This is a genomic window from Pseudomonas sp. UTLPPB19802, assembly GCF_059730225.1.
In genome coordinates this window covers 6,775,001-6,801,484 of record NZ_AP048545.1, presented here as the reverse complement: position 1 = coordinate 6,801,484, position 26,484 = coordinate 6,775,001, and the positions used below count along the sequence as shown (strand labels likewise).

General features: G+C 60.7%; 23 protein-coding genes, 4 tRNA genes, 2 pseudogenes and 1 riboswitch (1 of these 30 running past the window's edge). Of the genes and pseudogenes, 23 read left to right on the top strand and 6 right to left on the bottom strand.

Annotated elements, in window-relative coordinates; genetic code table 11:
* The first annotated feature begins 42 nt into the window (after window positions 1-42).
* The 12 genes from AC6I6U_RS29950 (at window position 43) to astE (ending at window position 12,620) form a co-directional block, all read left to right on the top strand.
* A complete protein-coding gene (locus tag AC6I6U_RS29950; RefSeq protein WP_017902899.1) occupies window positions 43-732 on the top strand; it encodes an ABC transporter permease in 690 nt (229 codons plus the stop codon).
* On the top strand, window positions 729-1,427 hold the full coding sequence (locus AC6I6U_RS29945) for an ABC transporter permease (RefSeq protein WP_497879546.1): 699 nt from the start codon (window positions 729-731) through the stop codon (window positions 1,425-1,427). The genes AC6I6U_RS29950 and AC6I6U_RS29945 overlap by 4 nt, the downstream gene beginning before the upstream one ends.
* A 1-nt stretch (window position 1,428) precedes the next feature.
* Window positions 1,429-2,541 carry a succinylglutamate desuccinylase/aspartoacylase family protein gene (locus AC6I6U_RS29940; RefSeq protein WP_497879545.1) on the top strand — a complete coding sequence of 371 codons (1,113 nt, stop codon included), beginning with the start codon at window positions 1,429-1,431 and terminating at the stop codon, window positions 2,539-2,541.
* 28 nt (window positions 2,542-2,569) lie between these two features.
* A complete protein-coding gene (locus AC6I6U_RS29935; RefSeq protein ID WP_497879544.1) occupies window positions 2,570-3,334 on the top strand; it encodes an ABC transporter ATP-binding protein in 765 nt (254 codons plus the stop codon).
* Window positions 3,335-3,458: 124 nt separating this feature from the next.
* Window positions 3,459-4,451: a transcriptional regulator ArgR gene (gene argR, locus AC6I6U_RS29930; protein ID WP_497879543.1), complete on the top strand. Its 993-nt coding sequence runs from the start codon at window positions 3,459-3,461 to the stop codon at window positions 4,449-4,451.
* Between the two features lie 326 nt (window positions 4,452-4,777).
* Window positions 4,778-5,998 (top strand): aspartate aminotransferase family protein, encoded by a 1,221-nt coding sequence (locus AC6I6U_RS29925; protein ID WP_497879542.1) that lies wholly within the window; start codon window positions 4,778-4,780, stop codon window positions 5,996-5,998.
* Window positions 5,999-6,135: 137 nt separating this feature from the next.
* Window positions 6,136-7,152 carry an arginine/ornithine succinyltransferase subunit alpha gene (gene aruF, locus AC6I6U_RS29920; protein ID WP_497879541.1) on the top strand — a complete coding sequence of 339 codons (1,017 nt, stop codon included), beginning with the start codon at window positions 6,136-6,138 and terminating at the stop codon, window positions 7,150-7,152.
* Between the two features lie 72 nt (window positions 7,153-7,224).
* Window positions 7,225-8,250: an arginine N-succinyltransferase gene (astA, locus tag AC6I6U_RS29915; protein ID WP_497879540.1), complete on the top strand. Its 1,026-nt coding sequence runs from the start codon at window positions 7,225-7,227 to the stop codon at window positions 8,248-8,250.
* Window positions 8,247-9,713, top strand: coding sequence for a succinylglutamate-semialdehyde dehydrogenase (gene astD, locus AC6I6U_RS29910; RefSeq protein ID WP_497883135.1), 1,467 nt, complete (start codon window positions 8,247-8,249; stop codon window positions 9,711-9,713). Before astA ends, astD begins: the two co-directional genes overlap by 4 nt.
* A 179-nt stretch (window positions 9,714-9,892) precedes the next feature.
* Window positions 9,893-11,239: an N-succinylarginine dihydrolase gene (gene astB / locus AC6I6U_RS29905; RefSeq protein WP_497879539.1), complete on the top strand. Its 1,347-nt coding sequence runs from the start codon at window positions 9,893-9,895 to the stop codon at window positions 11,237-11,239.
* Between the two features lie 65 nt (window positions 11,240-11,304).
* A complete protein-coding gene (locus AC6I6U_RS29900; RefSeq protein WP_010445475.1) occupies window positions 11,305-11,595 on the top strand; it encodes a hypothetical protein in 291 nt (96 codons plus the stop codon).
* A gap of 17 nt (window positions 11,596-11,612) precedes the next feature.
* Window positions 11,613-12,620 (top strand): succinylglutamate desuccinylase, encoded by a 1,008-nt coding sequence (gene astE, locus AC6I6U_RS29895; protein WP_497879538.1) that lies wholly within the window; start codon window positions 11,613-11,615, stop codon window positions 12,618-12,620.
* An 18-nt stretch (window positions 12,621-12,638) separates the two neighbouring features.
* Here astE and AC6I6U_RS29890 read toward each other — a convergent pair whose 3' ends face one another.
* Both AC6I6U_RS29890 and AC6I6U_RS29885 read right to left on the bottom strand, forming a co-directional pair.
* The gene (locus AC6I6U_RS29890; RefSeq protein ID WP_497879537.1) at window positions 12,639-14,087 is read right to left on the bottom strand and encodes a M91 family zinc metallopeptidase; all 1,449 of its coding nucleotides are present in this window, start codon (window positions 14,085-14,087) and stop codon (window positions 12,639-12,641) included.
* Window positions 14,088-14,238: 151 nt separating this feature from the next.
* Window positions 14,239-14,730: a 6,7-dimethyl-8-ribityllumazine synthase gene (locus AC6I6U_RS29885; protein ID WP_497879536.1), complete on the bottom strand. Its 492-nt coding sequence runs from the start codon at window positions 14,728-14,730 to the stop codon at window positions 14,239-14,241.
* A gap of 133 nt (window positions 14,731-14,863) precedes the next feature.
* A riboswitch (FMN riboswitch) is annotated at window positions 14,864-15,033 on the bottom strand.
* 265 nt (window positions 15,034-15,298) lie between these two features.
* On the opposite strand from AC6I6U_RS29885, the pseudogene AC6I6U_RS29880 reads away from it, so the two are divergent.
* The 7 genes and pseudogenes from AC6I6U_RS29880 to AC6I6U_RS29850 all read left to right on the top strand — a co-directional run.
* A pseudogene (locus AC6I6U_RS29880) lies at window positions 15,299-15,445 on the top strand (low-specificity L-threonine aldolase); the annotation flags it as partial.
* A gap of 147 nt (window positions 15,446-15,592) precedes the next feature.
* Window positions 15,593-18,217 carry an alanine--tRNA ligase gene (alaS, locus tag AC6I6U_RS29875; protein WP_497879535.1) on the top strand — a complete coding sequence of 875 codons (2,625 nt, stop codon included), beginning with the start codon at window positions 15,593-15,595 and terminating at the stop codon, window positions 18,215-18,217.
* 257 nt (window positions 18,218-18,474) lie between these two features.
* A complete protein-coding gene (locus AC6I6U_RS29870) occupies window positions 18,475-19,713 on the top strand; it encodes an aspartate kinase (RefSeq protein ID WP_497879534.1) in 1,239 nt (412 codons plus the stop codon).
* 191 nt (window positions 19,714-19,904) lie between these two features.
* Complete coding sequence (gene csrA / locus AC6I6U_RS29865) at window positions 19,905-20,093, top strand: carbon storage regulator CsrA (protein WP_002554426.1); 189 nt, start codon at window positions 19,905-19,907, stop codon at window positions 20,091-20,093.
* Between the two features lie 62 nt (window positions 20,094-20,155).
* Window positions 20,156-20,246 (top strand) — tRNA-Ser (locus tag AC6I6U_RS29860).
* 107 nt (window positions 20,247-20,353) lie between these two features.
* Window positions 20,354-20,430 (top strand) — tRNA-Arg (locus tag AC6I6U_RS29855).
* A 72-nt stretch (window positions 20,431-20,502) separates the two neighbouring features.
* Window positions 20,503-20,579: transfer RNA gene (locus AC6I6U_RS29850), tRNA-Arg, on the top strand.
* Between the two features lie 40 nt (window positions 20,580-20,619).
* Here the strand turns inward: AC6I6U_RS29850 and bamE are convergent.
* Complete coding sequence (gene bamE / locus AC6I6U_RS29845) at window positions 20,620-20,850, bottom strand: outer membrane protein assembly factor BamE domain-containing protein (protein ID WP_497883165.1); 231 nt, start codon at window positions 20,848-20,850, stop codon at window positions 20,620-20,622.
* A 54-nt stretch (window positions 20,851-20,904) separates the two neighbouring features.
* A pseudogene (locus tag AC6I6U_RS29840) lies at window positions 20,905-21,099 on the bottom strand (DUF4124 domain-containing protein); the annotation flags it as partial.
* Window positions 21,100-21,416: 317 nt separating this feature from the next.
* Here AC6I6U_RS29840 and mgtE point away from each other — a divergent pair.
* Window positions 21,417-22,859, top strand: coding sequence for a magnesium transporter (gene mgtE / locus AC6I6U_RS29835; RefSeq protein ID WP_497879533.1), 1,443 nt, complete (start codon window positions 21,417-21,419; stop codon window positions 22,857-22,859).
* A 126-nt stretch (window positions 22,860-22,985) separates the two neighbouring features.
* Here mgtE and AC6I6U_RS29830 read toward each other — a convergent pair whose 3' ends face one another.
* Entirely contained in the window at window positions 22,986-23,312 is a 327-nt protein-coding gene (locus AC6I6U_RS29830) for an Arc family DNA-binding protein (RefSeq protein ID WP_010452248.1), read from the bottom strand.
* 597 nt (window positions 23,313-23,909) lie between these two features.
* Between AC6I6U_RS29830 and AC6I6U_RS29825 the strand changes: the two genes are divergently transcribed.
* Window positions 23,910-23,986 (top strand) — tRNA-Arg (locus tag AC6I6U_RS29825).
* A gap of 2 nt (window positions 23,987-23,988) precedes the next feature.
* Here the strand turns inward: AC6I6U_RS29825 and AC6I6U_RS29820 are convergent.
* On the bottom strand, window positions 23,989-24,564 hold the full coding sequence (locus tag AC6I6U_RS29820) for a hypothetical protein (RefSeq protein WP_497879532.1): 576 nt from the start codon (window positions 24,562-24,564) through the stop codon (window positions 23,989-23,991).
* Window positions 24,565-24,652: 88 nt separating this feature from the next.
* On the opposite strand from AC6I6U_RS29820, the gene AC6I6U_RS29815 reads away from it, so the two are divergent.
* Together AC6I6U_RS29815 and AC6I6U_RS29810 are read left to right on the top strand one after the other, a co-directional pair.
* Window positions 24,653-25,573: an AraC family transcriptional regulator gene (locus AC6I6U_RS29815; protein ID WP_497879531.1), complete on the top strand. Its 921-nt coding sequence runs from the start codon at window positions 24,653-24,655 to the stop codon at window positions 25,571-25,573.
* A gap of 64 nt (window positions 25,574-25,637) precedes the next feature.
* Window positions 25,638-26,484 carry the 5' portion of a methyltransferase regulatory domain-containing protein gene (locus AC6I6U_RS29810; protein ID WP_497879530.1) on the top strand. 698 nt of this gene lie beyond the right edge of the window, so the window shows 847 of its 1,545 coding nt (coding positions 1-847); it begins with the start codon at window positions 25,638-25,640; its stop codon lies off the right edge, out of view.

Genomic DNA, 26,484 nt, shown 5'->3' with positions numbered 1-26,484 from the left:
GTTTGCGCCATTTTTTCATCCCAATTTTCGAGGACCTGAATCATGTTGAAAGGCTACGGGGCTGTCATCCTCGATGGCGCTTGGCTGACGCTTCAGCTCGCCTTGTCGTCCATGGCCCTGGCCATCGTTCTTGGCTTGATCGGGGTGGCGCTGCGCCTTTCGCCGGTGCGCTGGCTGGCCTGGCTCGGTGACCTGTATGCCACCGTGATCCGTGGAATCCCCGACCTGGTACTGATCCTGCTGATCTTTTACGGCGGCCAGGACCTGATCAACCGCGTCGCGCCGTTGCTCGGTTATGACGACTATATCGATCTCAATCCGCTGGCTGCCGGTATCGGTACCCTGGGCTTCATTTTTGGTGCCTACCTGTCGGAAACCTTCCGTGGCGCCTTCATGGCGATCCCCAAGGGGCAGGCGGAGGCCGGCATGGCCTACGGGATGAGCAGTCTGCAGGTGTTCTTTCGGGTGTTGGTACCGCAGATGATCCGCCTGGCGATCCCCGGTTTCACCAACAACTGGCTGGTGTTGACCAAGGCCACTGCACTGATTTCCGTGGTCGGCCTGCAGGACATGATGTTCAAGGCCAAGCAGGCGGCCGATGCCACTCGCGAGCCTTTCACCTTCTTCCTTGCAGTGGCGGCGATGTACCTGGTGATTACCAGTGTCTCGTTGCTGGCATTGCGTCACCTCGAGAAGCGCTATTCGGTAGGCGTAAGGGCGGCTGATCTATGATCTTCGACTACAACGTCGTCTGGGAGGCGATGCCGCTGTACCTCGGCGGCCTGCTGACCACTCTGAAACTGCTGGCCCTGTCGCTGTTCTTCGGCCTGCTGGTGGCCGTGCCACTGGGGCTGATGCGGGTTTCCAAGCAGCCGCTGGTGAATGGCGTGGCGTGGCTCTACACCTACGTGATTCGTGGCACGCCGATGCTGGTGCAGTTGTTCCTGATCTACTACGGGCTGGCGCAGTTCGAGGCGGTGCGCGAGAGTTTCCTCTGGCCCTGGCTGTCCAGTGCGACCTTCTGCGCTTGCCTGGCCTTTGCCGTCAATACCAGCGCCTACACGGCGGAAATCATCGCTGGCAGCCTCAAGGCGACGCCCCATGGCGAAATCGAGGCGGCCAAGGCGGTGGGCATGTCGCGCTACAAGATGTATCGACGCATCCTGCTGCCGTCGGCCCTGCGTCGGGCGCTGCCGCAATACAGCAACGAAGTGATCATGATGCTGCAGACCACCAGTCTGGCCTCCATCGTGACGCTGATCGACATCACTGGCGCCGCCCGGACCGTCAACGCGCAGTATTACCTGCCGTTCGAGGCCTATATCACCGCCGGCGTGTTCTACCTGTGCCTGACCTTCATCCTGGTGCGCCTGTTCAAGTTGGCCGAGCGCCGCTGGCTGAGCTACCTGGCTCCAAGGAAGCATTGAGATGGAACGTATCGATCATTCCCTGCCCTGGAGCAGCCTGGGTACCGAGCGCCGGTTGTCGGTGTTCCGTTTCGGCAGTGGCGAGCGCAAGGCCTATATCCAGGCCAGCCTGCATGCCGACGAACTGCCGGGCATGCGTACCGCCTGGGAATTGAAGAAGCGCCTTGGCGAACTGGAGGCCCGCGGTGCCCTGAAGGGCGTTGTCGAGCTGGTGCCGGTGGCCAACCCGATCGGTCTTGGGCAATTGCTGCAAGGTAATCACCAGGGGCGGTTCGAGTATTCCAGCGGCAGGAACTTCAACCGCGACTTCGTCGAGTTGAGCGAGCCGGTCGCGGCGCTGGTCGACGGGCGCCTGGGAGACGATCCCCACGCCAATGTCCAGTTGATTCGCCAGGCCATGCGCGATGTGCTGGCCGAGTTGCCGCCAGCCGCAAGTCCGTTGCAGGGCATGCAGCGAATCCTGCTTGGCCATGCCTGCGATGCCGATATCGTACTGGACCTGCATTGCGACTGCGAGGCGGCGCTGCACATGTATGCGCTGCCGCAGCACTGGCCGCAATGGCGTTCCCTGGCTGCGCACCTGGGTGTCCGGGTGGCGCTGGTGGCAGAGGACTCCGGCGGTACCTCGTTCGACGAAGCCTGTTCGTTGCCCTGGCTGCGTCTGTCCCGGCGTTTCCCCGAGGCCTCGGTTCCGCTGGCGGGAATGTCCACCACTATCGAGCTGGGCGGCCAGGCCGACACCGGTCGTGACGAGGCGGTGGCCCACGCCGAAGGCATCTTGGCGTTTCTCGCCGAGCAGGGGCTGATCGACGGCGAGTGGCCGACGGCGCAGCACGAGGCCTGCGAGGCGATGCCGTTCGAAGGCACTGAGTTGCTCTATGCGCCCCATGCCGGGGTGGTCAGCTACCTGTGTCCGGTGGGCAGTTGGGTCGAGCCCGGTGAACCGCTGTTCGAAGTGATCGATCCCTTGTCCGACCGTGCCAGCACCGTCTGTGCCGGTACCGCCGGTGTTCTGTTTGCCGTTGAACGGCTGCGCTACGCCCAACCCGCGATCTGGCTGGCCAAGGTGGCGGGGCGCGAGCCCCTGCGCCACGGGCGCCTGCTCAGCGACTGACCTGACTGTTTTTGTGAGAACCGACCGCATGTACAAGCTTGAAGTCCAAGACCTGCATAAACGCTATGGCAGTCACGAGGTGCTCAAGGGCGTTTCCCTGGCTGCCCAGGCCGGCGATGTGATCAGCATCATCGGCTCCAGCGGCTCCGGCAAGAGTACCTTCCTGCGCTGCATCAACCTGCTCGAGCAGCCCCACGCCGGACGCATCCTGCTCAACAACGAAGAGCTCAAGCTCGTCGCCAACAAGGATGGCGCCATGCGGGCGGCCGATCCCAAGCAACTGCAGCGCATGCGTTCGCGGCTGTCGATGGTGTTCCAGCACTTCAACCTGTGGTCTCACATGACCGCGCTGGAAAACATCATCGAGGCGCCTGTACACGTGCTGGGCGTGTCGAAGAAGGAAGCCCTTGAAAAGGCCGAGCACTACCTGAACAAGGTCGGTGTGGCCCATCGCAAGGATGCCTATCCGGGGCATATGTCCGGCGGTGAGCAACAGCGCGTGGCGATTGCCCGGGCGCTGGCGATGGAGCCGGAAGTCATGCTGTTCGACGAGCCGACCTCGGCCCTCGACCCGGAGCTGGTCGGCGACGTGCTGAAGGTCATGCAGGCACTGGCCCAGGAAGGTCGGACCATGGTGGTGGTGACCCACGAAATGGGCTTTGCCCGTGAGGTTTCCAACCAGCTTGTGTTCCTGCATAAGGGCGTGGTGGAAGAACGTGGCAATCCTCGTGAAGTGCTGGTCAATCCGCAGTCCGAGCGCCTGCAGCAATTTCTGTCGGGCAGCCTGAAATAGTCGTCGCTTTTTCTGCTGCCACTGTGCACCAAAATAGGTCATCCTGCGTGCCGTGCGCGACCTGGTCTACTGTGATGAGGTCGCTTTCGGCTTTTAACCCTGTTCTGCTTTCGGATTGCACGCCATGACTGCCCATCGAATTGGTTTCCTGATTTGGCCCAGCACTAAAGCCTTGACGCTGGCGCTGGCGGAGGAGGCCTTGCGTGTCGCTCAACGTGTGCACCCAGAGGTCGTCTACGAACTGGCGTTCCTGCAGGCGGAAGCACCAGGCGAAGAGGCTGCTGCGGCTGGCTGGCAATTGCCGGGGGAGCCCTGGGCCGGCAAGCTCGAAGGTTGTCAGAAGCTGTTCCTGCTGGCCGACGAGCCGCCTGCGGTGCTGGCGCCAGCATTGGGAAGCGCACTCAAGCAACTGGTGCGTACCGGCTGCATGATCGGCGGATTGTCTGCTGGTGTTTACCCGCTCGCCCAATTGGGCCTGCTCGATGGCTATCGGGCGGCGGTGCACTGGCGCTGGCAGGATGATTTTGCCGAGCGTTTCCCCAAGGTGATTGCCACCAGTCACCTGTTCGATTGGGATCGCGATCGTCTGACCGCTTGTGGCGGGATGTCGGTACTCGACCTGCTGCTGGCGGTGCTGGCTCGCGACCACGGCGCGGAGTTGGCCGGCGCGGTGTCCGAGGAGCTGGTGGTGGAGCGTATTCGCGAAGGCGGTGAGCGCCAGCGTATTCCGCTGCAGAACCGCCTCGGCTCCAGCCATCCTAAGCTGACCCAGGCGGTGCTGCTGATGGAGGCCAATATCGAGGAGCCGCTGACCACCGACGAAATTGCCCAGCATGTCTGTGTCTCCCGGCGGCAGTTGGAACGGATCTTCAAGCAGTATCTCAACCGTGTGCCGAGCCAGTACTACCTGGAATTGCGTCTGAACAAGGCCCGGCAGATGCTGATGCAGACCAGCAAGTCGATCATCCAGATCGGCCTGTCCTGCGGTTTCTCCTCGGGGCCGCACTTCTCCAGCGCCTACCGCAACTTCTTTGGCGCCACGCCACGTGAAGATCGCAACCAGCGACGCAGCAGCAGTCCGTTCGAGTTGTCTTCGGTGCCTGCCGAGCGCGGCTGACCTGGGCTATCGGCATCGCTGTCCCGGCGCTTGCCAGCCTGCTGGCCGGATGGGTTTTCCATCCGGATTCCCGGCATTTTCCTAAAAATCATGCAGCGGCGCTCGTTAGTCGAAAATCTCATCGTCGCGACTCTGCATGAAAAGCCTCTCACCGTTTAAACTGCGCCTTTGCGATGCTATTTGTCGCATTGCCGACAACCCCGGCAAAACCCGGTTTGGCGCTATAAGAAGTTGTCGCTTCGCGGCAAGGCCAGACCGGAATCTGTCCTTACAATCCCCCCATCGCTCGCCAGTTTCAGGCAGGCGTTCCTCTCCAGGAGACTCCGATGTCCGTTGAGCAAGCTCCGGTGCAACGCGCCGATTTCGACCAGGTAATGGTTCCCAACTACGCGCCTGCGGCTTTTATTCCCGTGCGTGGTGCCGGTTCCCGGGTCTGGGACCAATCCGGTCGCGAGCTGATCGATTTTGCCGGCGGGATCGCGGTGAACGTACTTGGCCATTCCCACCCGGCGCTGGTCGGTGCGCTGACCGAACAGGCCAACACCTTGTGGCATGTGTCCAATGTCTTCACCAACGAGCCGGCCCTGCGCCTGGCCAAGAAACTGGTGGACGCGACCTTTGCCGAGCGCGTGTTCTTCTGCAACTCCGGCGCCGAAGCCAACGAGGCCGCCTTCAAGCTGGCCCGTCGCGTGGCGTTCGACCGTTTCGGCGAGGAAAAATACGAGATCATCGCGGCGCTCAACAGCTTCCACGGCCGCACCCTGTTCACCGTGAACGTTGGTGGCCAGTCGAAATACTCCGATGGCTTCGGTCCGAAGATCACCGGCATCACCCATGTGCCGTACAACGACCTGGAGGCACTGAAGGCTGCTGTCTCGGACAAGACCTGCGCCGTGGTCCTGGAACCTATCCAGGGCGAGGGCGGCGTACTGCCGGCCGAACTGGCCTACCTGCAGGGCGCCCGCGAGCTGTGCGACCAGCACAATGCGCTGCTGGTGTTCGACGAAGTGCAGAGCGGCATGGGCCGTACCGGCAAGCTGTTCGCGTACATGCACTACGGCGTGACCCCGGACATCCTCACCAGCGCCAAGAGCCTGGGCGGCGGTTTCCCGATTGCCGCGATGCTTACCACCGAAGCGCTGGCCAAGCACCTGGTGGTCGGGACCCATGGCACCACCTACGGCGGTAACCCGCTGGCGTGCGCGGTCGGTAACGCGGTACTCGATGTGATCAATACCCCCGAGGTGTTGGCCGGTGTCGATGCCAAGCATGCCGCCTTCAAGGCCCGCCTGGAGCAGATCGGCGCCAGGTACGGCCTGTTCAGCCAAGTGCGCGGCATGGGCCTGCTGCTTGGCTGTGTACTGGCCGACGCCTGGAAAGGCAAGGCCAAGGATGTGTTCAACGCCGCCGAGCAGGAGAACCTGATGATCCTGCAGGCCGGTCCGGACGTGGTGCGTTTCGCGCCAAGCCTGGTGGTCGAGGATGCCGACATCCAGGAAGGCCTGGACCGTTTCGAGCGCGCCGTCGCCAAGCTGACACAGGCTTGATCGGCTGAGGGGCTGTACCTCCGTCGTCGCGCCGATCGGCCGATGACGGACAGATTATTCCTGTGCCGGGCATGCCCGGCATTTTTTTCCCTGTGTCGGCGATGTCGCCGGCCTGTTTTCAATTAAGGAGTGACACCATGCTGGTGATGCGCCCCGCGCAAATGGCTGACCTGGACGAGGTGCGGCGCCTGGCCGCCGACAGCCCCATCGGTGTCACTTCCCTGCCGGATGACGAGGATCGGCTGCGTGACAAGATCGCCGCCAGCGAAGCGTCGTTTGCGGCCGAGGTCAGCTTCAACGGCGAGGAAAGCTATTTCTTCGTGCTTGAGGATACCGACACCGGCAAGCTCGCGGGCTGCTCGGCGATCGTCGCCTCGGCCGGCTACTCGGAGCCTTTCTACAGCTTCCGCAACGAGACCTTCGTGCACGCTTCCCGCGAGTTGAAGATCCACAACAAGATCCACGTGCTCTCGCAGTGCCATGACCTGACCGGCAACAGCCTGCTGACCAGTTTCTACGTGGTGCCGGAACTGGTGGGGTCGGCCTGGTCGGAACTCAACTCACGGGGGCGCCTGTTGTTCGTGGCCAGTCATCCGGAGCGCTTCGCCGATTCGGTGGTGACCGAGATCGTCGGCTATAGCGACGAGCATGGCGACTCGCCGTTCTGGGACGCTATCGGTCGCAACTTCTTCGATCTGAACTACGCCGAGGCCGAGCGCCTCTGCGGCCTCAAGAGCCGGACCTTTCTCGCCGAACTGATGCCGCATTACCCGATCTACGTGCCACTGCTGCCGGACGAGGCCCAGGAAGCCATGGGCCAGGTACACCCGCGGGCGCAGATCACCTTCGACATCCTGATGCGCGAAGGTTTCGAGACCGATCACTACATCGACATCTTCGACGGTGGCCCGACCCTGCATGCGCGGGTCAGCGGCATCCGCTCGATCGCCCAGAGCCGAGTGGTGCCAGTGAAGATTGGCGATACCGGCAATGCCGGCCGCGAGTACCTGGTCTCCAACGGCCAGCTCCAGGACTACCGCGCGGTGCTGCTGGAGCTCGATTACGCACCTGGCAAGCCAGTGACCCTGGACCAGGAGGCGGCCGAAGCCCTGGGTGTCGGCGAAGGCGGCAGTGTGCGCCTGGTGGCGGTCTGACGCCGGTATCGAAAGCAGCCCTACAGCGAGTTTCGCGGGTGCCGCCAAGTGGCGCCCGTCCGAGGAGATAGCATGATCGTTCGTCCCGTACGCAGCAGCGACTTACCCGCTCTGATCGACCTGGCCCGCAGCACCGGCACCGGCCTGACCACCTTGCCGGCCAACGAGGCGCGTTTGGCCCATCGGGTCGGTTGGGCGGAAAAAACCTTCCGTGGCGAAGCCGGGCGTGGCGATGCGGACTACCTGTTCGTACTTGAGGACGACAACGGCCGGGTGGTGGGTATCTCGGCGATCGCCGGTGCCGTCGGCTTGCGCGAGCCCTGGTACAACTTCCGGGTCGGCCTGACCGTCAGTGCCTCCCAGGAACTGAATATCTACCGCGAGATCCCGACGCTGTTCCTGGCCAACGACCTGACCGGCAACTCCGAGCTATGCTCGCTGTTCCTGCATGCCGACTACCGCAGCGGTCTCAACGGGCGGATGCTGGCCAAGGCGCGGATGCTGTTCATCGCCGAGTTCCCGCAGCTGTTCGGCCAGAAGATCATTGCCGAAATGCGTGGCATGTCCGACGAGGACGGGCGCTCGCCATTCTGGGAAAGCCTGGGGCGGCACTTTTTCAAGATGGAATTCAGCCAGGCCGACTACCTGACCGGCGTCGGCAACAAGGCGTTCATTGCCGAACTGATGCCGAAGTTCCCGTTGTACACCTGCTTCCTTTCCGAAGGCGCACGGGCGGTGATCGGCAAGGTGCACACCGATACCGAGCCGGCCCTGTCGATGCTCAGGAGCGAAGGTTTCAGCTACCAGGGTTATGTCGATATCTTCGACGCCGGCCCGGCGGTGGAATGCGAGACCAGCAAGATCCGCGCCGTGCGCGACAGCCAGGCGCTGGTGCTGGCCATCGGTACACCAGGCGACGATGCCACGCCGTTCCTGATCCACAACCGCCAGTGCGATGACTGCCGGATCACGGCCGCTCCCGCGCGATTCGCGGCGGGAACCCTGGTGGTCGATCCGCTGACTGCGAAACGTCTTCAATTGAGCGCGGGTGATTCGGTCCGCGCGGTTCCGCTGTCTGCTTCCCGGGAGTCGAAATAATGAGCACGCTTTACATCGCAGGCCAATGGCATGCAGGCCAGGGCGAGGCTTTTGAATCGTTGAACCCGGTGACCCAGCAGGTGCTGTGGAGCGGCAACGGCGCCAGTGTGGCGCAGGTCGAGCAGGCCGTGCAGGCGGCTCGCGAGGCTTTCCCGGCCTGGGCACAGCGCAGCTTGGACGAGCGTATCGTGGTGCTCGAAGCCTTTGCCGCCAGCCTGAAAGGCCGTGCCGACGAACTGGCCCGCTGCATCGGTGAAGAAACCGGCAAGCCACTGTGGGAAGCGGCCACCGAAGTGACCAGCATGGTCAACAAGATCGCCATTTCGATCCAGAGCTACCGTGAGCGTACCGGCGAGAAGAGTGGTCCGCTGGGTGATGCCAGCGCTGTGTTGCGCCACAAGCCCCATGGCGTGGTGGCGGTGTTCGGCCCCTACAACTTCCCTGGACACCTGCCCAATGGGCATATCGTCCCGGCGTTACTGGCCGGTAACAGCGTGCTGTTCAAACCGAGCGAGCTGACGCCGAAAGTTGCCGAGCTGACGGTCAAGTGCTGGATCGAGGCCGGGTTGCCGGCCGGAGTGCTGAACCTGCTGCAGGGCGCCCGGGAAACCGGCATCGCCCTGGCGGGCAACCCGGGCATTGACGGCCTGTTTTTCACCGGGTCGAGCCGTACCGGCAATCATCTGCACCAGCAGTTCGCCGGTCGCCCGGACAAGATTCTCGCCCTGGAAATGGGCGGCAACAACCCACTGGTGGTGGACCAGGTCGCCGACCTGGATGCGGCGGTCTATACCATCATCCAGTCGGCGTTCATCTCCGCCGGCCAGCGCTGCACCTGTGCCCGTCGCCTGTTGGTACCGGAAGGGACCTGGGGCGACCAGTTGCTGGCGCGCCTGGTCGAGGTCAGCGGGAATATCGAGGTCGGTGCGTTCGACCAGCAGCCGGCGCCGTTCATGGGTTCGGTAATTTCCCTGGCAGCGGCGCGAGCATTGATGGAGGCCCAGGCGAGCCTGCTGGCCAACGGTGCCGTGGCATTGCTGCCGATGACCCAGCCCCAGGCCGGTGCGGCCCTGCTGACGCCGGGGATCATCGATGTGACGGCAGTGGCCGGGCGTTCGGATGAAGAATTCTTCGGACCATTGCTGCAGGTGATTCGCTACACCGGTTTCGACGCAGCGATCGCCGAGGCGAACAACACCCAATTCGGCCTGGCGGCGGGCCTGCTTTCCGACTCCGAGGCGCGTTACCGGCAGTTCTGGCTGCAGAGCCGGGCGGGGATCGTCAACTGGAACAAGCAACTGACCGGCGCCGCGAGCAGTGCGCCGTTCGGCGGGGTAGGGGCCTCGGGCAACCATCGCGCCAGTGCCTATTACGCGGCGGACTACTGTGCGTATCCAGTCGCTTCTCTGGAGACGCCGAACCTGGTAGTGCCTGCGAGCCTGACGCCGGGTGTGAAACTCTGAATCGTGTGGGGCCTGCGGGTCCCATTCACGGGCAAGCCCGGCTCCTACAGGGGCCGAGTCAACCTTAGGTTGAACACTGATCTGTAGGAGCAGGGCTTGCCCGCGAATGACCACACCGCGGTCGCCATCCACCGCATTACCTGATGTCTATAACAACAGCTTTTCCTGGAGCCTCGCCGATGAAATCCTTTGAAGTCAATTTTGACGGTCTTGTAGGCCCGACCCACAACTACGGCGGCCTGTCCTACGGCAATGTTGCCTCCCAAAGCAACAGCCAGCAGGCGTCCAATCCCAAGGAAGCGGCGCTGCAGGGCTTGGCGAAGATGAAGGCGTTGATGGAGATGGGCTTCGTCCAAGGCGTACTCGCGCCCCAGGAGCGCCCGGATGTCGCTGCGCTGCGTCGCCTTGGTTTCGCTGGCAGCGATGCCCAGGTGATCGAACAGGCGGCGAAACAGGCCATGCCGCTGCTGGTCGCCAGTTGCTCGGCATCGAGCATGTGGGTGGCCAATGCCGGCACCGTCAGCCCGAGTGCCGACACCGCCGATGGCCGTGTGCATTTCACCGCAGCCAACCTGAACTGCAAGTACCATCGCAGCATCGAGCATCCGACCACCAGCCGTGTGTTGGGCGCGATGTTCGCCGATGACCGCTACTTCGCTCATCACGCCGCCCTGCCTGCCGTCGCCCAGTTCGGCGACGAGGGCGCGGCGAACCACACGCGTTTCTGCCGTGAGTACGGTGATGCCGGCGTCGAGTTCTTCGTGTTCGGTCGCAGTGCGTTCGACACCCGCTACCCGGCCCCGCAGAAATACCCGGCGCGCCAGACCCTCGAAGCCTCGCAGGCGGTCGCCCGCCTGCACGGCCTGAGCGATGACGGTGTGGTCTACGCCCAGCAGAACCCGGCGGTGATCGACCAGGGTGTGTTTCACAACGATGTGATCGCGGTGGGTAACGGCGAGGTGCTGTTCTATCACGAGGACGCGTTCCTCGACACTGAGCGGGTTCTTGCCGAACTGCGGGACAAGCTGGCCAAGCGTGGCGGCAACTTCCAGGCGATCTGCGTGCCACGTGCCCAGGTGACGGTGGATGACGCGGTGCGTTCCTATCTGTTCAACAGCCAACTGCTCAGCCGCGCCGATGGCAGCATGATGCTGATCGTGCCGGAGGAGTGCCGCAAGAACGAGCGTGTCTGGCACTACCTGCAGAGCCTGACCGCGTCCGCCGGGCGGATTCGCGAGGTGAAGGTCTTCGATCTCAAGCAGAGCATGCAAAATGGCGGTGGCCCCGCGTGCCTGCGCCTGCGTGTGGCGCTGAATGAATCGGAACTGGCGGCGGTCAACCCAGGGGTTATCATGACCGCGCCGTTGTACGATACGCTGACCCAATGGGTCGAAAGGCACTACCGCGATGCCCTGCGCGAAAGCGACCTGGCTGACCCGCAGTTGTTGCTCGAGTGCCGGACGGCGCTGGATGAACTGACGCAAATCCTTAAACTGGGCTCGGTTTATCCATTCCAGATCAATTGAAAACCGGGGCCCTGCCTTCCATGGAAGGTCGGGGCCGTGGTCTTTCCCCAGATGAGAGCATGAACATGAGCGATTCCCCCCTGCAGCTGATTCTTGAAGACACTGATGGCACTCAACTGCAAACCTCCTGCACGCGTTTTGCCGTGATCTGGCAGGGCAAGGAGGTGTGGATCCAGCAGGACGGTCGTGGCCAGTTGCTGATCGGTGTGGATGTCGAGGAAGACGATGCCGAGTATGCCAACCTGCTGCTGCGCCCATTGGCGACTAATCTTGTAAGCCTGCAACTGGAAATGGAACCGGCCGACGTCGGCGACGACGATCACGTGCACGGTCCCGACTGCAATCACGATCACTGATCAAGGAACACCGCGCTATGCTCGCCCTCGGCAAACTGCTTGAACTGACCCTCGCCGGTCGTGAACCGGCGGAGAAGACTCAACTGACGGTCGAAGGCGTGCGGATGCGCTGGCTGAGCGAGGGCGCACTGGAAGTGCGGCCTCCCCAAGGGCGGGACAACGGGCTGGATCTGTTGCTCTCCGCCGGCATCCATGGCAACGAGACAGCGCCGATCGAATTGCTCGATCGCCTGTTGCATGACATTGCGCGCGGCGACCTCAAGCCGCGGGCCCGTATCCTGTTCCTGTTCGGCAACCCCGAGGCGATGCGTCACGGCGAGCGTTATATCGAGCAGGATATCAACCGGCTGTTCAACGGCCGTCATGAGCAGAGCAGCGGCAACGAAGCGTTGCGCGCCTGCGAGCTGGAACGGCTGGCCGCGAGTTTTTTCAGCGTGGCCGATCGCAGCCGCCTGCACTACGACCTGCATACTGCGATTCGTGGGTCGAAGATCGAGCAGTTCGCACTCTATCCCTTCAAGGAAGGCCGTGCGCACTCACGCCACGAATTGGCGCGCCTGCAGGCCAGTGGTATCACCGCGGTGCTGCTGCAGAACAAGCCTTCCATCGTCTTCAGCAGCTACACCTATGACAAGCTCGGTGCCGAGGCTTTCACCCTGGAGCTGGGCAAGGCCCGACCGTTCGGGCAAAACCAGGGCGTGGATGTGTCGCGTCTGGAGTTGCGCCTCAAGCAGATCATCGAAGGCGACGAACCGGTCACCGGGCAGGCGCTTGACGGCCTGCAACTGTTCAGCGTGGCACGCGAAGTCATCAAGCACAGCGATGCCTTCCTGCTGCACCTGCCGGCGGATATCGAGAACTTCTCGCCCTTGCCCAAGGGTTACCTGCTGGCCGAGGACCTGGCGGGCAGCCGCTGGGTGGTGGAGGAGGACGATGCGCGGATCATTTTTCCCAACCCGAAGGTGAAAAACGGCCTGCGGGCGGGGATCCTGGTGGTGCCCAGCGCGAGCGAAGAGTTGGCCTGACCCCGCCTGGGCGTGTATTCAACCCTCACGGTACTGTTTGCGTGGGGGGATGCCCAACTCCCTGCGCAAGCCGTTCTCGCTGAAGGCCTCGGGGTTGCTGGTCAAGGAGGTGGGCTGGCCAGGGAAACGGAAGGGCGGCGCCTCGACGTCCAGTCCAACAGCCTGGAGTTCGGCATTGGGTATCATGTGGCGAGGCTTGTCGCCCTCGATACCATCGGGGCTCGCGTCAGGAAACATCGTTCCGGTTACGAAATTGTAGGCATGGCACAGCTCGTGATACAGATGCACGATGCTGGTGACTTCACCCTTGAGAAACGAGGGGTCGTAGTAGACCCGGCAGCCTTCGGTCGCTACCCCGGCCTGGCCGTTTTCGATAAAGGGATAATCCTCTTCCGAGCGATTCGGGAAGGTCATGCCGTTTTCCTCCTCGGTCAGTTCCCTGACCACCACGGGAATTCCGCTTTTTTGTCTGGCTTGTTCCAGGGCATCCAGCAGCTGTCGACCCTTTTCGGAGCCCAGGAGCAACCTCAGGTCGTCGTTCACCCTTTCCTTGAACGATGCGGAGCCCTCTGCGACCACGCCGCAGCGGTCCAGGCTCTGGGCCGCGATGATGATGCCGCGAGGGTCGATGTCGGGCGGCGGAACCGGTCTGCTGGCGGAGTAGGCATTGAATAGCGTGTCATCCGGCTTCAGGTTGTCGACGGTATCGTGGCCTGTCCCCGTGTAGACGGTGGTGCGATCGGGGCCGCAAATGATGTGGTCGTCACCATCGGAGCCGCTGAGCACACTGTGGCCGGCACCGCCCTGCAACACGTCGTCGTCCTGGCCACCCTCGAGGAAACAGGGGCCTTCTCCTCCCAGCAGGATGTCACGGCCTTGCGCGCCGTAGGCGGTGATGGCGCCGCTGCCCAGGGCCCTGACGAGATCGTCACCGGCCCCGGCCTCGATATAGCTGGCGCCGCGGCGGGTGAAAATACGGTCGTTGCCGTCACCGGCGTTGACCTTGGTGAAGCCACCGCCGCTGACCACGAGGTCGTTTCCCTGCGCCGAGTCGATGAAGACCGTGGTCTCCACGGCATCTTCCACACGGATGTCGTCATCGCCTGCCTGGGTGCGCAGGACGATCACCTGGCTGTCCGAAGCCAGGTTCAGGTGATACCGGTGGTCGTTGATATCGAGGATCAGGTGATCGCGCTGGTAGAGGTGGATGCGATCATCGCGACGGTCGGTGTTGAAGACCAGGTGATCGATAGGGCCGCGGTAGGTGTCCGATACCTGCAGTCGATGGCGTTCGACCACGACATTGGCGTCCTGATGAAGTGAGTACACCAGCAGGACTCTTTGATCGCCCGGGTACTGCTGCAGAAAGCGGGTGCTGGGCGGGTGGGGCTCGGTGCCGCCGTCGATCCGGTATTCGTGCTCGGGCAGGACGGCCTGGATGGGGCTCGGGTTGGGGAAAACGCTCATGGTGCCTCCTTGGACATTGGGTCTCGATCGCTGCGATGGCGCGCGATAGTCGAGCCCACTTAACCCGGAAAGGACGGCGGGTAGAGCGTAGATAGTTATGCGGGGTGGCGGTGAGTGACCTGCCGGCACGCACCGGCAGGTCGAGGCGGCTTCAGACCGCCAGTTTCTGCGCTGCCGGACGTGGCAGTGCGCGCAGTTTGCTCAGGGTGTCGGCGCAGGTTTTTGCCGCTTCCTGGCCCTTGTGCACGAAGTGATCGAAGAAGAACTTCTGATGTTCCTCACCGGCGTGGAAGTGATGAGGCGTCAGGACCACCGAGAACACGGGGACCTCGGTGTCCAGTTGGACCTGCATCAGGCCATCGATCACCGCAGTGGCGACGAAGTCGTGGCGATAGATCCCGCCGTCGACCACCAGCCCCGCCGCGACGACGCCGGCATAACGACCGGACTTGGCCAGCAACTTGGCATGCAGGGGGATTTCGAAGGCGCCGCCGACCTCGAAGAAGTCGATATCGCTTTCCTGATAGCCGAGCTTGGCAATTTCGCTGACGAAACCATGGCGGGCTTGGTCGACAATATCCTTGTGCCAGCAAGCCTGGATGAAGGCGATGCGCTGGTTGTGGTGGATAGTGGTGGTTTGCATCTGTTCTGACTCCTGTTTGTTTGAAAAACAGGGCGTTATGAATCGAATGGGATTCAAGGGTACGTTCAGGTCGGCAGTGCGTTGCTGTCGGGCAAGCGCACGGCGATCCCGGGTAACGGCCCTTGGGTGCCAATCCCGTTCTCTCTTCATCCGGACTGTGACCGTCGGCCCCGGAATCACACCGGGTCTGCTGACCTTGGCGATGGATCGGCCTGGCCGTCCGTTTCGTCAAGCGCTCGCGGGCTAGGTGCATTGCGCGCCATTACCGCCGGTGGGGAATTGCACCCCGCCCTGAGAACGTCGCCACCAGTCATTTCTGGCAGCGGCGATTTTTTACCATATATTTCCAAGGTGTGCATGGAGGGCGTTGCGATAATAACCATCGAATTTTTCTCGTACGCTTCGGCATTTGCCATCGTGGCGCTTGATTATCGGCGCTCACGACCGCAGTAATGGCGTTCGAACGGGATGTTCCCGATGCCACTCCTTCATGACGAGGCCTGCTTCATGACTGTCATCGATCTTCGCAGCGACACGGTTACCCAACCCAGCGCGGGCATGGCGGATGCGCTCCTGGGCGCTCAAGACCTTTGCCGGCGAGCGCGGTGTGCGCCTGAGTGCTGCGCCACGTTTGCGGATGGTGACGCACATGGATGTCGATCGAGCACAAATCGAGCAGGTGGTCGCGGTATTGGCCGAATTTAACCGCCAATGAGCCTGCAGGCCGTCCAATTGACGGTTTCTATCGTATAAACACACTGTACCCTGGGCTCAGGGCCGATATAATGCGGCCCTTTGCAAGTCGCAAATCCATTCAGACGTGATGCACTTGCCTCCGGCTGCAGACTCCGTGGAAGAACCTATGAAAAGCGCAGAAATCCGTGAAGCCTTCCTTCGCTTCTTCGAAGAGCAGGGCCACACCCGTGTCGCCTCGAGCTCTTTGATCCCGGGCAACGACCCGACCCTGTTGTTTACCAACGCGGGGATGAACCAATTCAAGGATTGTTTCCTGGGGCAGGAAAAACGCGCCTATACCCGCGCGGTCAGCAGCCAGAAGTGCGTTCGCGCCGGCGGCAAGCACAACGATCTGGAAAACGTCGGCTACACCGCTCGTCACCATACCTTTTTCGAAATGCTGGGTAACTTCAGCTTCGGAGACTATTTCAAGCGCGATGCCATCACCTTCGCCTGGACCTTCCTGACCTCCGACAAGTGGCTGAACCTGCCGAAGGAGAAGCTTTGGGTCACGGTCTATGCCAGCGATGACGAAGCCTACGATATCTGGACCAAGGAAGTCGGCGTGCCGGCCGAGCGCATGGTTCGTATCGGCGACAACAAGGGCGCGCCCTACGCTTCCGACAACTTCTGGACCATGGGCGACACCGGCCCGTGCGGTCCTTGCACCGAGATTTTCTACGATCACGGCGCCGACATCTGGGGCGGCCCACCCGGTTCTCCGGAGGAAGACGGCGACCGCTACATCGAGATCTGGAACAACGTGTTCATGCAGTTCAACCGCACCGCTGATGGCGTGCTGCACCCGCTGCCAGCACCGTCGGTGGACACCGGCATGGGCCTGGAGCGGATCAGCGCGGTGCTGCAGCACGTTCACTCCAACTACGAGATCGACCTGTTCCAGAGCCTGCTGAGCGCTTCGGCCCAGGCCATCGGTTGCGCCAACGACAATCAGGCCTCGCTGAAAGTGGTCGCCGACCACATCCGTTCCTGCGGCTTCCTGATCGCCGATGGCGTGCTGCCGTCCAACGAAGGTCGTGGCTATGTGCTGCGCCGGATCATTCGTCGCGCCTGCCGTCATGGCAACAAGCTGGGCGCCAAGGGCAGCTTCTTCTACCAGATCGTCGCCGCGCTGGTGGCCGAGATGGGCGAAGCCTTCCCCGAGCTGAAATCCCAGCAGGCGCACATCGAGCGCGTGCTCAAGGCTGAGGAAGAACAGTTTGCCAAGACCCTGGAGCAGGGCCTGAAGATCCTCGAGCAGGACCTGGCCGAGCTCAAGGGTTCCATCGTCCCGGGCGACGTGGTGTTCAAGCTCTACGACACCTATGGTTTCCCGATGGACCTGACCGGCGACATCGCCCGCGAACGCAACCTTACTCTCGACGAAGCCGGTTTCGAGCGCGAGATGGAAGCCCAGCGCGAGCGTGCCCGTTCCGCCAGCTCCTTCGGCATGGACTACAACAGCCTGGTCAAGGTCGATGTGGCCACCGAGTTCACCGGCTACAGCGCCACCAGCGGGTCGGCGAAAGTTGTCGCGCTCTATAAAGAAGGGCAGTCGGTCGACGTCTTGAATGAAGGGGAAGAGGGCGTCGTGGTCCTGGACCAGACGCCGTTCTACGCCGAGTCGGGCGGCCAGGTGGGTGATTGCGGTTACCTCAAGGCGGCTGCCGGCCGTTTCGATGTGCGCGATACCACCAAGACTGGCGGTGCTTTCCTGCACCACGGCGTGCTGGCCCAGGGCAGCCTGCTGGTGGGTGCCCAGGTCGAAACCCAGGTCGCTGCCGAAGTACGCCACGCCACCTCGCTGAACCACTCGGCCACCCACCTGCTGCACGCTGCGCTGCGCCAGGTGCTGGGCGACCACGTTCAGCAGAAAGGCTCGCTGGTCGACAGCCAGCGCCTGCGCTTCGACTTCAGTCACTTCGAAGCGATCAAACCGGAGCAGATCAAGGCCCTGGAAGATATCGTCAACGCCGAGATCCGCAAGAACTCGGCGGTGGAAACCGAAGAAACCGACATCGACACCGCCAAGAAAAAAGGCGCGATGGCGCTGTTCGGCGAGAAATACGGGGACAGCGTACGTGTGTTGAGCATGGGCGGTGACTTCTCCGTCGAGCTGTGCGGTGGCATTCATGCCAACCGCACCGGCGACATCAGCCTGCTGAAGATCATCAGTGAAGGCGGCGTGGCGTCGGGTGTGCGGCGTATCGAGGCGGTGACTGGTGCTGCGGCGCTGGCCTACCTGAATGCCGCTGAAGAACAACTCAAGGAAGCCGCGAACCTGATCAAGGGCAATCGCGACAACCTGATCGACAAGCTGTCGGCTGTGCTGGAGCGCAATCGCCTGCTGGAAAAACAACTCGAGCAATTGCAGGCCAAGGCCGCGAGCGCTGCGGGTGACGACCTGTCGGCCCAGGCCCAGGACGTCAAGGGTGTGAAAGTGCTGGCCGCACGCCTGGACGGCCAGGATGGCAAGGCCCTGCTGGCACTGGTCGATCAGCTGAAAAACAAACTCGGCCGCGCAGTGATCCTGCTCGGCAGTGTCCATGAGGATAAGGTCGTGCTGGTTGCTGGCGTGACCAAGGACCTGACCGGCCAACTCAAAGCCGGTGATCTGATGAAACAAGCCGCTGCGGCGGTGGGTGGCAAGGGCGGTGGTCGTCCCGACATGGCGCAGGGTGGCGGTACCGACGCCTCGGCGCTGGACGCCGCACTGGCCCTGACCGCGCCATTCGTCGAGCAGGGCGTTTAAGGCTTCGCGCCAATGCCTATCGTCTAGTGGCCTGTACGGTTAATTCGAAGACTCAAATTCGGGTCCAGGGGTTTGCCAGGCAAGGCGCCATGACGAGTCGTAGCAGGGCTACGGCGAGGAATGGCAACGCCGTCTGGCGAAGTCATGGGCTCGGAGTTGAGTAGGCGAATTAGCCACACAGGCCACTAGTGATAGGCAGCGAGGCTGTGGTTTGAATGATTAATGGGCGCCCCTTTACGGGCTGAGGCGGCTTAGAAATGGCTTTGATCGTACAGAAATTTGGAGGCACCTCAGTCGGCACTGTCGAGAGAATCGAGCAGGTCGCCGACAAGGTTAAGAAATTCCGCGAAGCCGGCGATGACCTGGTGGTTGTGCTGTCTGCGATGAGCGGCGAAACCAATCGCCTGATCGATCTGGCCAAACAAATCAGTGGCGAGAACCAGCCGGTTCCCCGCGAACTGGATGTGATCGTTTCCACCGGTGAGCAGGTGACTATCGCGTTGCTGGCCATGGCGCTGATGAAGCGTGGTGTGCCAGCGGTGTCGTACACCGGCAACCAGGTGCGGATCCTGACCGATAGCGCACACACCAAGGCCCGCATCCTGCAGATCGACGATCAGAAGATTCGTGGTGATCTGAAGGAAGGCCGTGTGGTGGTTGTCGCCGGTTTCCAGGGTGTTGACGAGAACGGCAATATCACCACCCTTGGTCGTGGCGGTTCCGACACCACCGGCGTGGCGCTGGCAGCGGCCCTGAAGGCCGACGAGTGCCAAATCTACACCGACGTCGATGGCGTCTACACCACTGACCCGCGTGTCGTGGCGACGGCCCAGCGCCTGGACAAGATCACCTTCGAAGAAATGCTGGAAATGGCCAGCCTCGGCTCCAAGGTCCTGCAGATCCGTGCAGTCGAGTTCGCCGGCAAGTACAACGTTCCGCTGCGCGTTCTGCACAGCTTTAAGGAGGGTCCGGGTACCCTCATTACCATTGATGAAGAGGAATCCATGGAACAGCCGATCATTTCCGGCATCGCCTTCAACCGCGATGAAGCCAAGCTGACCATCCGTGGCGTGCCCGATACTCCGGGCGTGGCCTTCAAGATTCTCGGCCCGATCAGTGCCGCCAACATTGAAGTCGACATGATCGTGCAGAACGTTTCGCACGATAACACCACCGACTTCACCTTCACCGTACACCGCAACGACTACCAGTCGGCGCAGAACGTGCTGGAGAACACCGCGCGCGAAATCGGCGCGCGGGAAGTGATTGGCGACACCAAGATTGCCAAGGTCTCGATCGTCGGTGTCGGCATGCGTTCCCACGCGGGTGTTGCCAGCCGCATGTTCGAAGCGCTGGCCAAGGAAAGCATCAATATCCAGATGATCTCCACTTCCGAAATCAAGGTGTCGGTCGTGATCGAGGAGAAGTACCTGGAGCTGGCCGTACGTGCGCTGCACACGGCGTTTGAGCTGGACGCGGCCCGCCAGGGCGAGTAACAGCGTTACCTCAAAGGGCGCGGTTGAACCGCGCCCTTTGTATTTTTTGATAAGTGTGGGCAGGTGCTGTTCTTTTGCCCGCTCTCGTCAATACTTAGGGACGTAGGGCTATGGCTATCTTGCGTGTAGGCCGAAGCCCTTTTTTTTGCAGACTGTGTTGTCCCTGAACTGAAATGCGTGAGGAGATAGGTATGTTGATTCTGACTCGTCGGTGCGCAGAAAGCCTGATCATTGGTGATGGCGAAATCACTGTGACCGTGCTCGGCGTCAAAGGAAATCAAGTGCGTATTGGTGTCAACGCCCCCAAGGAAGTGGCCGTCCACCGTGAGGAAATCTACCTGCGGATCAAGAAAGAGAAGGACGAAGAACCAAGCCATTAATTTTTCTCGTTTTTTTTGTTTGCAAACGGGGAGAAAGCTGGTTAATATACGCCCCGTGTTGCGGAGAGCTGGCCGAGTGGCCGAAGGCGCTCCCCTGCTAAGGGAGTACACCTCAAAAGGGTGTCGGGGGTTCGAATCCCCCGTTCTCCGCCATTATTTGTTTAGTGCGTTACGATCTGGCTTTTTCGGTAAGTTGTTGAAATTACTAGAAAAAGTGCTTTACAAAAAGATTTAACGACCTATAATGCGCGGCAACAAATGCACTCGTAGCTCAGCTGGATAGAGTACTCGGCTACGAACCGAGCGGTCACAGGTTCGAATCCTGTCGAGTGCACCATTTAAGCGTCATCGGTAGCAATACAGGTAACGTGGCTTCAACCAGTTGTGGTCTGGTCTAAAAGCACAAAATGCACTCGTAGCTCAGCTGGATAGAGTACTCGGCTACGAACCGAGCGGTCACAGGTTCGAATCCTGTCGAGTGCACCATACAACAAGAAGCCCGCACACATTGCGGGCTTTTTGCTATCTAGCGTTTGACACATCCTCTCTCATCGAACTGCACCAGGCTGCTGCGACCGTTCTTCGGGTTGTAGTGATAGCGCATGGTGCTGTTGCTCGTACTGATTCTGTCCGGCTTGCCCAGGGCGCTTTCCACTTCCAGTCGGTTCATGCCGGGGCGTACCTGTTTCTGAAGGATGGCCTGGCGCCGCGAACGCCCATCGAGCAGGTTGCCACACCCATCGTCATGTTCACCCACTACGATCAGCTCCCTGGGGGGAGAGGCGCGCTCGCGAGCTGCGGCTGGTTGTTGCGTTGGACGGATCTTGTTGCCGGATTTTGGAGTGTTCACTCGCTGTATTTGCAGGTTGCTGTCGTATGGACAGCCCAGTGTAGTGAACGTGATATGGCCGTTGCTGTCTTCGCAGCGCTGGACCGCGGCGGCTATTGCGCCGGGGGGTGGGCATAGTACGAGAGGGATCAGCAGGCAGTAGGTTCTGGGTGGCATCGGCAGTCCTCCATGACGGTCGTTATCCAAGACTAGTCGCGGACTTTTGCAGCAGGCGTGTGTTTTCTTTTCGGGATGCGTCGTCGAATTGAAAAGCTGCTGAAGAATGTCCGGCTTTCTCGCAAGCGCTTGTTCTTGCCAAGATTTTTGCCGTTAAAGCGTCTAAGGCAGTGTATGATTGCCCCCGTCAGCCCCGCCGGGGCTTGTGGAAAACCTCCATGGACTTACCCAGTAGTTACTCAGTATCCCGCTTTGCCAATCAAGAATTGACTGATTGATCCTTCCGGCGTGTCCACTGCTGGGAGTGGAGTTCGCCTATGACCGAAATCGAAGTAAAAAAATCTCAAGAAAGCCTGCAGGACCGCCTGGCTCAAGTCGTTGAGCTGCTGCATCGTCAGCGGGTGGTCGAAGACCTGACTCACCGTCAGGAAGGTCATCACCAGGATCGGGTGGAAAACCTGGTTCACCGGCAGAATCTCGTCGAGCTGCAGCGCAAGCTCGATGATCTGCACTCCGCCGACGTTGCCCATATTCTTGAAGCTTTGCCCCTGGACGATCGCCTGACGGTCTGGCAGTTGGTCAAGGCCGAGCGCGATGGCGACATTCTGCTCGAAGTGTCCGACTCCGTGCGTGAAACGCTGATCGCCGACATGGACGATCACGAACTCCTGGCCGCGGCCAAGGAGATGGATGCCGACGAGCTTGCCGACCTGGCGCCCGAATTGCCACGGGATGTCGTGCACGAGCTGATGGAGGCTCTCGACGGCCAGCAGCGTGAGCGCGTTCGCTCCGCGCTGTCCTACGACGAGGAGCAGGTCGGTGCACTGATGGACTTCGAGATGGTCACCATCCGTGAAGACGTCAGCCTGGAAGTGGTATTGCGCTATTTGCGTCGGCTCAAGGACTTGCCGGGGCACACCGACAAGCTGTTTGTCGTGGATTATGACGGCGTGCTCAAGGGTGTGTTGCCGATCAAGCGGTTGCTGGTCAACGACCCGGATAAACAGGTCGCCGATGTCATGGCCAGTGATCCGGTCAGTTTCCATCCGGATGAGGACGCCTATGACGCGGCCCAGGCCTTCGAGCGATATGACCTGATCTCCGCCCCTGTGGTCGACAAGAACGGCAAGCTGATCGGCCGCCTGACCATTGACGAGATGGTCGACCTGATTCGTGAGGAAAGCGAGAGCGAAGTCCTCAACATGGCGGGTCTGCGTGAAGAGGAGGACATCTTCGCGTCAGTCTGGCGATCCTTGCGTAACCGGTGGGCGTGGCTGGCGATCAACCTCATCACCGCCTTTATCGCCTCGCGGGTGATCGGGCTCTTCGAAGGTTCCATCGAGAAACTGGTGGCTCTGGCTGCATTGATGCCTATCGTTGCGGGGATCGGCGGTAACTCCGGCAACCAGACGATTACCATGATCGTGCGGGCCATGGCGCTGGATCAGGTCAGTACCGGCAATACCTCGCGCCTGATGCGCAAGGAGCTGGCAGTGGCGCTGCTCAACGGCCTGATATGGGGTGGGGTGATAGGCGTCGTTGCCTATGTGCTTTATAGCAGTTGGTCGTTGGGTGTGGTCATGACGGCTGCAATGACCTTGAACCTGCTGCTGGCGGCCTTGATGGGAGTACTGATCCCTATGACTCTGGTGCGCCTGGGGCGTGATCCGGCGATGGGATCCAGCGTCATGATCACTGCGGTGACCGATAGTGGTGGTTTCTTCATCTTTCTCGGGCTGGCGACGGTGTTCCTGCTCTGAGTCTCCAGGCGCAGTCTTCGGGCTGCGCCTTTGCTTTTCCCCTTCCATCTCCTCTTCTGTACTTCCCTCCCGAATTTCACGCAAAAAAAAGCCAGCACGAGGCTGGCTTGAGCTTGCGGGGATGAATCAGTTGGCGTCTGCAGCCATTTCAGCGTCGTGTGCGATCAGCGACACCAGGGCGTTCTGTTGACGATGAGACAGTTGACGGAAGCGCTGGAGCAGTTCGCGTTCATGCAGGGACAGTTCTGGGCTGTCCAGACGCATGCTGAGCTCGTCGCCCAAGGCGCCTTCCTGAATAAGACTCTGCTCCAGGCGCGCGATGATCTCGGAGTTCATGCTGCGATGATGGTTACGGGCCACGTCGGCGATGCGTTCCCGCATTCCATCGGGCAGACGCACGACGAATTTGTCAGCTGTACGGCTGGAATAAATTGCCTGTTTCAATGGGCGCATAGTTTTAAACCGGTTAGTTCAGGGGAGCGGTTCTCGGAATTGGCCGCAGGATGTCAGTAGGACAGCATGCTTTGCCAAATGTTCAACCTGAATTGAGATGAGGCCCGCATCATGCCTCAAATTTGCCAGATCATTGGCGTCAATTCTGTGACAAATATTGAACTGGATAAAGGCGATATGCCAGCACCAATTATCAGAAATGCGCACTGGTTTGAAAGTTTTTGCCGGTGCGCTGCTCTGATCGGCCATCCCAAGCCCGTCTGGAGGCGATTAGCCGTCCTTCCGCATATGCTACGCGGTGATCTGGCCTTTTGCCTCTATTGTTGAAGCATAGTGGCAAATAGCTGATTTTCTAGTGGACGAACGGTGTGATCCGGGGCGCAAATGGGTTTTCCGACCGGCGAGCGGCGTTGGGGCGCGCAAGGCTGCCCCTGATATTCGGGGCAGGGAGGGCTGGGGGGGGAAGGTGTATCTTTGCCTGGCATGCTGCGCCAAAGGTGCCTATTGCTAAAAAGCCCATGGACGACATGACAAACGGTGGCGTGCCCGTTAACATGCACGCCGTCCTTCGTGCCACCTGTCTTGGTGGCACTCGTTGTCTCAGTAGCTCAATTGGATAGAGCATCCCCCTCCTAAGGGGAAGGTTGGCAGTTCGAACCTGCCCTGGGACACCATCTCAATCAAGCCTCGCTGTTTTCACACCCTGCTCTTGTGCAACGCTTCTCGGCACGGCCTGCGTGAACTGCCCACCCTTCCTGCACAGGTAAATCATCTGGGCACTCAACCCCATGATCAGCAGCACGGCGATGGCGCCCTGCGCGGCCAGTAGTACCGGAGAGTTCAGGTCGGTAACGAAAGGATGCCCGTCGGGCACTCGGCGCAAGGTTTCGGAGACGGTGGGTACCATCAGGAGAAATGCGGTCAGGCTCAGGAAGATGGTTTCCAGATACGTCCGGGCCCGTCCCAGCCAAGTGATGTTTCCCACACCATAACCGGCCAGCAGCAGGGCGATCGTGAGGACGCCTATGATCTTGCTGACAGGTTGATGGGCGACCAGGAATACGGTCAAGCCGCCGATCAGCATCGACGCAAGATAGATCAATCCAGGCGTGGAACGAGGAACGATACGGCCGTGGCGGATGAACATATAGGTTGCCAGTGGGATGGCTGGCAGGCTGCCAACGGTATGTATCCAGCCGAGGGTGGAAATTCCGAACATTTGATTTTTCCCGCATGATTGGATGATGTGCATGAACGGCTGCCGCTGGAGAACGTCGTTTCGTCTGCTTCAGCGCGTTATGATTCGGAAGTCAGCTTAATGAGGGCGTGGTCGGCCAGACATGATGAATCCCCTGGAAAACTTGATCATTCATCCGCAAATGCAGTTGGAAGGGATTGCCAGGGGCGATCTACTGTCCCAGGTGCTGGCGCAGATTCGTCTGACAGGGGATCGGGTCTATTCGTCCATGCTGGCGAGTGGACAATGCCTCGAACTCGATGAGAGGAGCGCTCACATTTGCGTGCTGCAAACCGGAGCGTTGCAGCTGGAGGCTGCCGATCAGCCATCCCTGACCCTGGAGCAGGGGGATCTCATTCTTCTCCCTCACGATCCTGCGGGGATACGGCTCATGGCTCGCCAGGGGCCAGTGACCGTGCAGATCTGCCGATTCTGGTTCGATGCGAGCAGTTTCCAGGCCATGCTGTTTGCCCTGCCTCGATTGATTCATATTCATAAAGCCGAAGCCCTGGACTGGGCTGAGGGCATCCTGCATTTCATGTTGCTCGAAGCCAACGATACGCAGCCGGGTGGTGCGCTGATGGTCTCGCGTCTTATTGACCTCATCGTCATCCGCATACTGCGAACATGGGTTCGACAGAGCGCCGCATCAGGCTGGCTAGGCGGGTTGGCAGACGCGCGCATTGCTCGTGCGCTGAAAGCTATCCATGAAACGCCAGGGCAGCAATGGCGCATTGATGCCCTGGCGGAAATTGCTGGCATGTCGCGTTCCAGTTTCTGCGAGCGGTTCAATACATTGGTTGGACGTTCGCCGCTGCGTTATCAGAATGAATGGCGGTTGACGTTGGCGAAAACGATGTTGTTGAAACATGGCAGCCGAATCGGTGAAGTCGGCTTCGCGATTGGTTATGAATCGGAGGCTGCGTTCAGTCGAGCCTACAAGGCCTTTTTTGGCCGCTCGCCCCGGGAGGATAGCGTTCGATCGGGCCAGGGAGTGCCTATCCCTGATGGTTTCCGCTTGTGATGTGCAGCGACTACCTCTTATATAGAGGGAGTTTTCTGCTCGATAACCAGGAAGGAAGCAAGTCATGAGTGAGGCGTGGAACGAAGGTTATTTCACTGATGAGGGATACACCTACAGCTATTCCCGGGAGATCAACCCGGTTTTCCAGCGCTACTGCCTGTTGTTGCGTGGTTTTGCAACCCTGGAAAGCGCTAATGCCTACCACTGTGAGCTTGGTTTTGGTCAGGGTGTCTCGGTCAACATTCATGCGGCAGCCAATCCGGGGCACTATGTCGGTACCGACTTCCATCCGGGGCAGGCTGCCCACGCCAATACGTTGGCAGTGGCCAGTGGCAGCAATGCCCAACTGTATGACGACAGCTTTGAGCAATTACTGGCTCGTAACGACCTGCCGCAATTCGACAGCATCAGCTTGCACGGGATCTGGACCTGGGTCAGTCGCGATAACCAGAAGTTGATCGTTGAGTTCGTCCGGCGGCATCTCAAGCCAGGCGGTTTGCTGTATGTCAGCTACAACTGTTTTCCGGGGTGGTCGCCTTCGGCGCCGCTGCGCCAGTTGTTCAGTCTCCACAACCGGTTTGCCTCCAATGCCTCGATGGCTCCGGCTGAGCGTATAGATGCAGCGCTGCAGTTCTCAGAGGCGTTGTTGGCGGCAAACCCCCTGTATGCCGATACGGCTCCGGGCGTTGGTGCCAAACTGCAGAGCATCAAGGGGCAGAATCGTCAGTATGTTGCCCATGAGTATTTCAATCGGGACTGGAACTGCATGTACTTCACCGATGTGGTGGATGCCCTTTCTGCGGCCAAACTCGATTATGCCGCGACGGCCGTACCGTTGGACTCGGTCGATCCACTCAATCTGACGGGCGAGGGCATGGATTTCCTCGAGGGGATCGATCAGCCTGTCATGC

What these genes read in the sequence shown, in the direction of transcription:
- AC6I6U_RS29950 (WP_017902899.1), top strand. Translation starts at nt 43, where the DNA reads ATGTTGAAAGGCTACGGGGCTGTCATCCTCGATGGCGCTTGGCTGACG.
- AC6I6U_RS29945 (WP_497879546.1), top strand. Translation starts at nt 729, where the DNA reads ATGATCTTCGACTACAACGTCGTCTGGGAGGCGATGCCGCTGTACCTC.
- AC6I6U_RS29940 (WP_497879545.1), top strand. Translation starts at nt 1,429, where the DNA reads ATGGAACGTATCGATCATTCCCTGCCCTGGAGCAGCCTGGGTACCGAG.
- AC6I6U_RS29935 (WP_497879544.1), top strand. Translation starts at nt 2,570, where the DNA reads ATGTACAAGCTTGAAGTCCAAGACCTGCATAAACGCTATGGCAGTCAC.
- argR (WP_497879543.1), top strand. Translation starts at nt 3,459, where the DNA reads ATGACTGCCCATCGAATTGGTTTCCTGATTTGGCCCAGCACTAAAGCC.
- AC6I6U_RS29925 (WP_497879542.1), top strand. Translation starts at nt 4,778, where the DNA reads ATGTCCGTTGAGCAAGCTCCGGTGCAACGCGCCGATTTCGACCAGGTA.
- aruF (WP_497879541.1), top strand. Translation starts at nt 6,136, where the DNA reads ATGCTGGTGATGCGCCCCGCGCAAATGGCTGACCTGGACGAGGTGCGG.
- astA (WP_497879540.1), top strand. Translation starts at nt 7,225, where the DNA reads ATGATCGTTCGTCCCGTACGCAGCAGCGACTTACCCGCTCTGATCGAC.
- astB (WP_497879539.1), top strand. Translation starts at nt 9,893, where the DNA reads ATGAAATCCTTTGAAGTCAATTTTGACGGTCTTGTAGGCCCGACCCAC.
- AC6I6U_RS29900 (WP_010445475.1), top strand. Translation starts at nt 11,305, where the DNA reads ATGAGCGATTCCCCCCTGCAGCTGATTCTTGAAGACACTGATGGCACT.
- astE (WP_497879538.1), top strand. Translation starts at nt 11,613, where the DNA reads ATGCTCGCCCTCGGCAAACTGCTTGAACTGACCCTCGCCGGTCGTGAA.
- AC6I6U_RS29890 (WP_497879537.1), bottom strand. Translation starts at nt 14,087, where the DNA reads ATGAGCGTTTTCCCCAACCCGAGCCCCATCCAGGCCGTCCTGCCCGAG.
- AC6I6U_RS29885 (WP_497879536.1), bottom strand. Translation starts at nt 14,730, where the DNA reads ATGCAAACCACCACTATCCACCACAACCAGCGCATCGCCTTCATCCAG.
- alaS (WP_497879535.1), top strand. Translation starts at nt 15,593, where the DNA reads ATGAAAAGCGCAGAAATCCGTGAAGCCTTCCTTCGCTTCTTCGAAGAG.
- AC6I6U_RS29870 (WP_497879534.1), top strand. Translation starts at nt 18,475, where the DNA reads ATGGCTTTGATCGTACAGAAATTTGGAGGCACCTCAGTCGGCACTGTC.
- csrA (WP_002554426.1), top strand. Translation starts at nt 19,905, where the DNA reads ATGTTGATTCTGACTCGTCGGTGCGCAGAAAGCCTGATCATTGGTGAT.
- mgtE (WP_497879533.1), top strand. Translation starts at nt 21,417, where the DNA reads ATGACCGAAATCGAAGTAAAAAAATCTCAAGAAAGCCTGCAGGACCGC.
- AC6I6U_RS29830 (WP_010452248.1), bottom strand. Translation starts at nt 23,312, where the DNA reads ATGCGCCCATTGAAACAGGCAATTTATTCCAGCCGTACAGCTGACAAA.
- AC6I6U_RS29820 (WP_497879532.1), bottom strand. Translation starts at nt 24,564, where the DNA reads ATGCACATCATCCAATCATGCGGGAAAAATCAAATGTTCGGAATTTCC.
- AC6I6U_RS29815 (WP_497879531.1), top strand. Translation starts at nt 24,653, where the DNA reads ATGATGAATCCCCTGGAAAACTTGATCATTCATCCGCAAATGCAGTTG.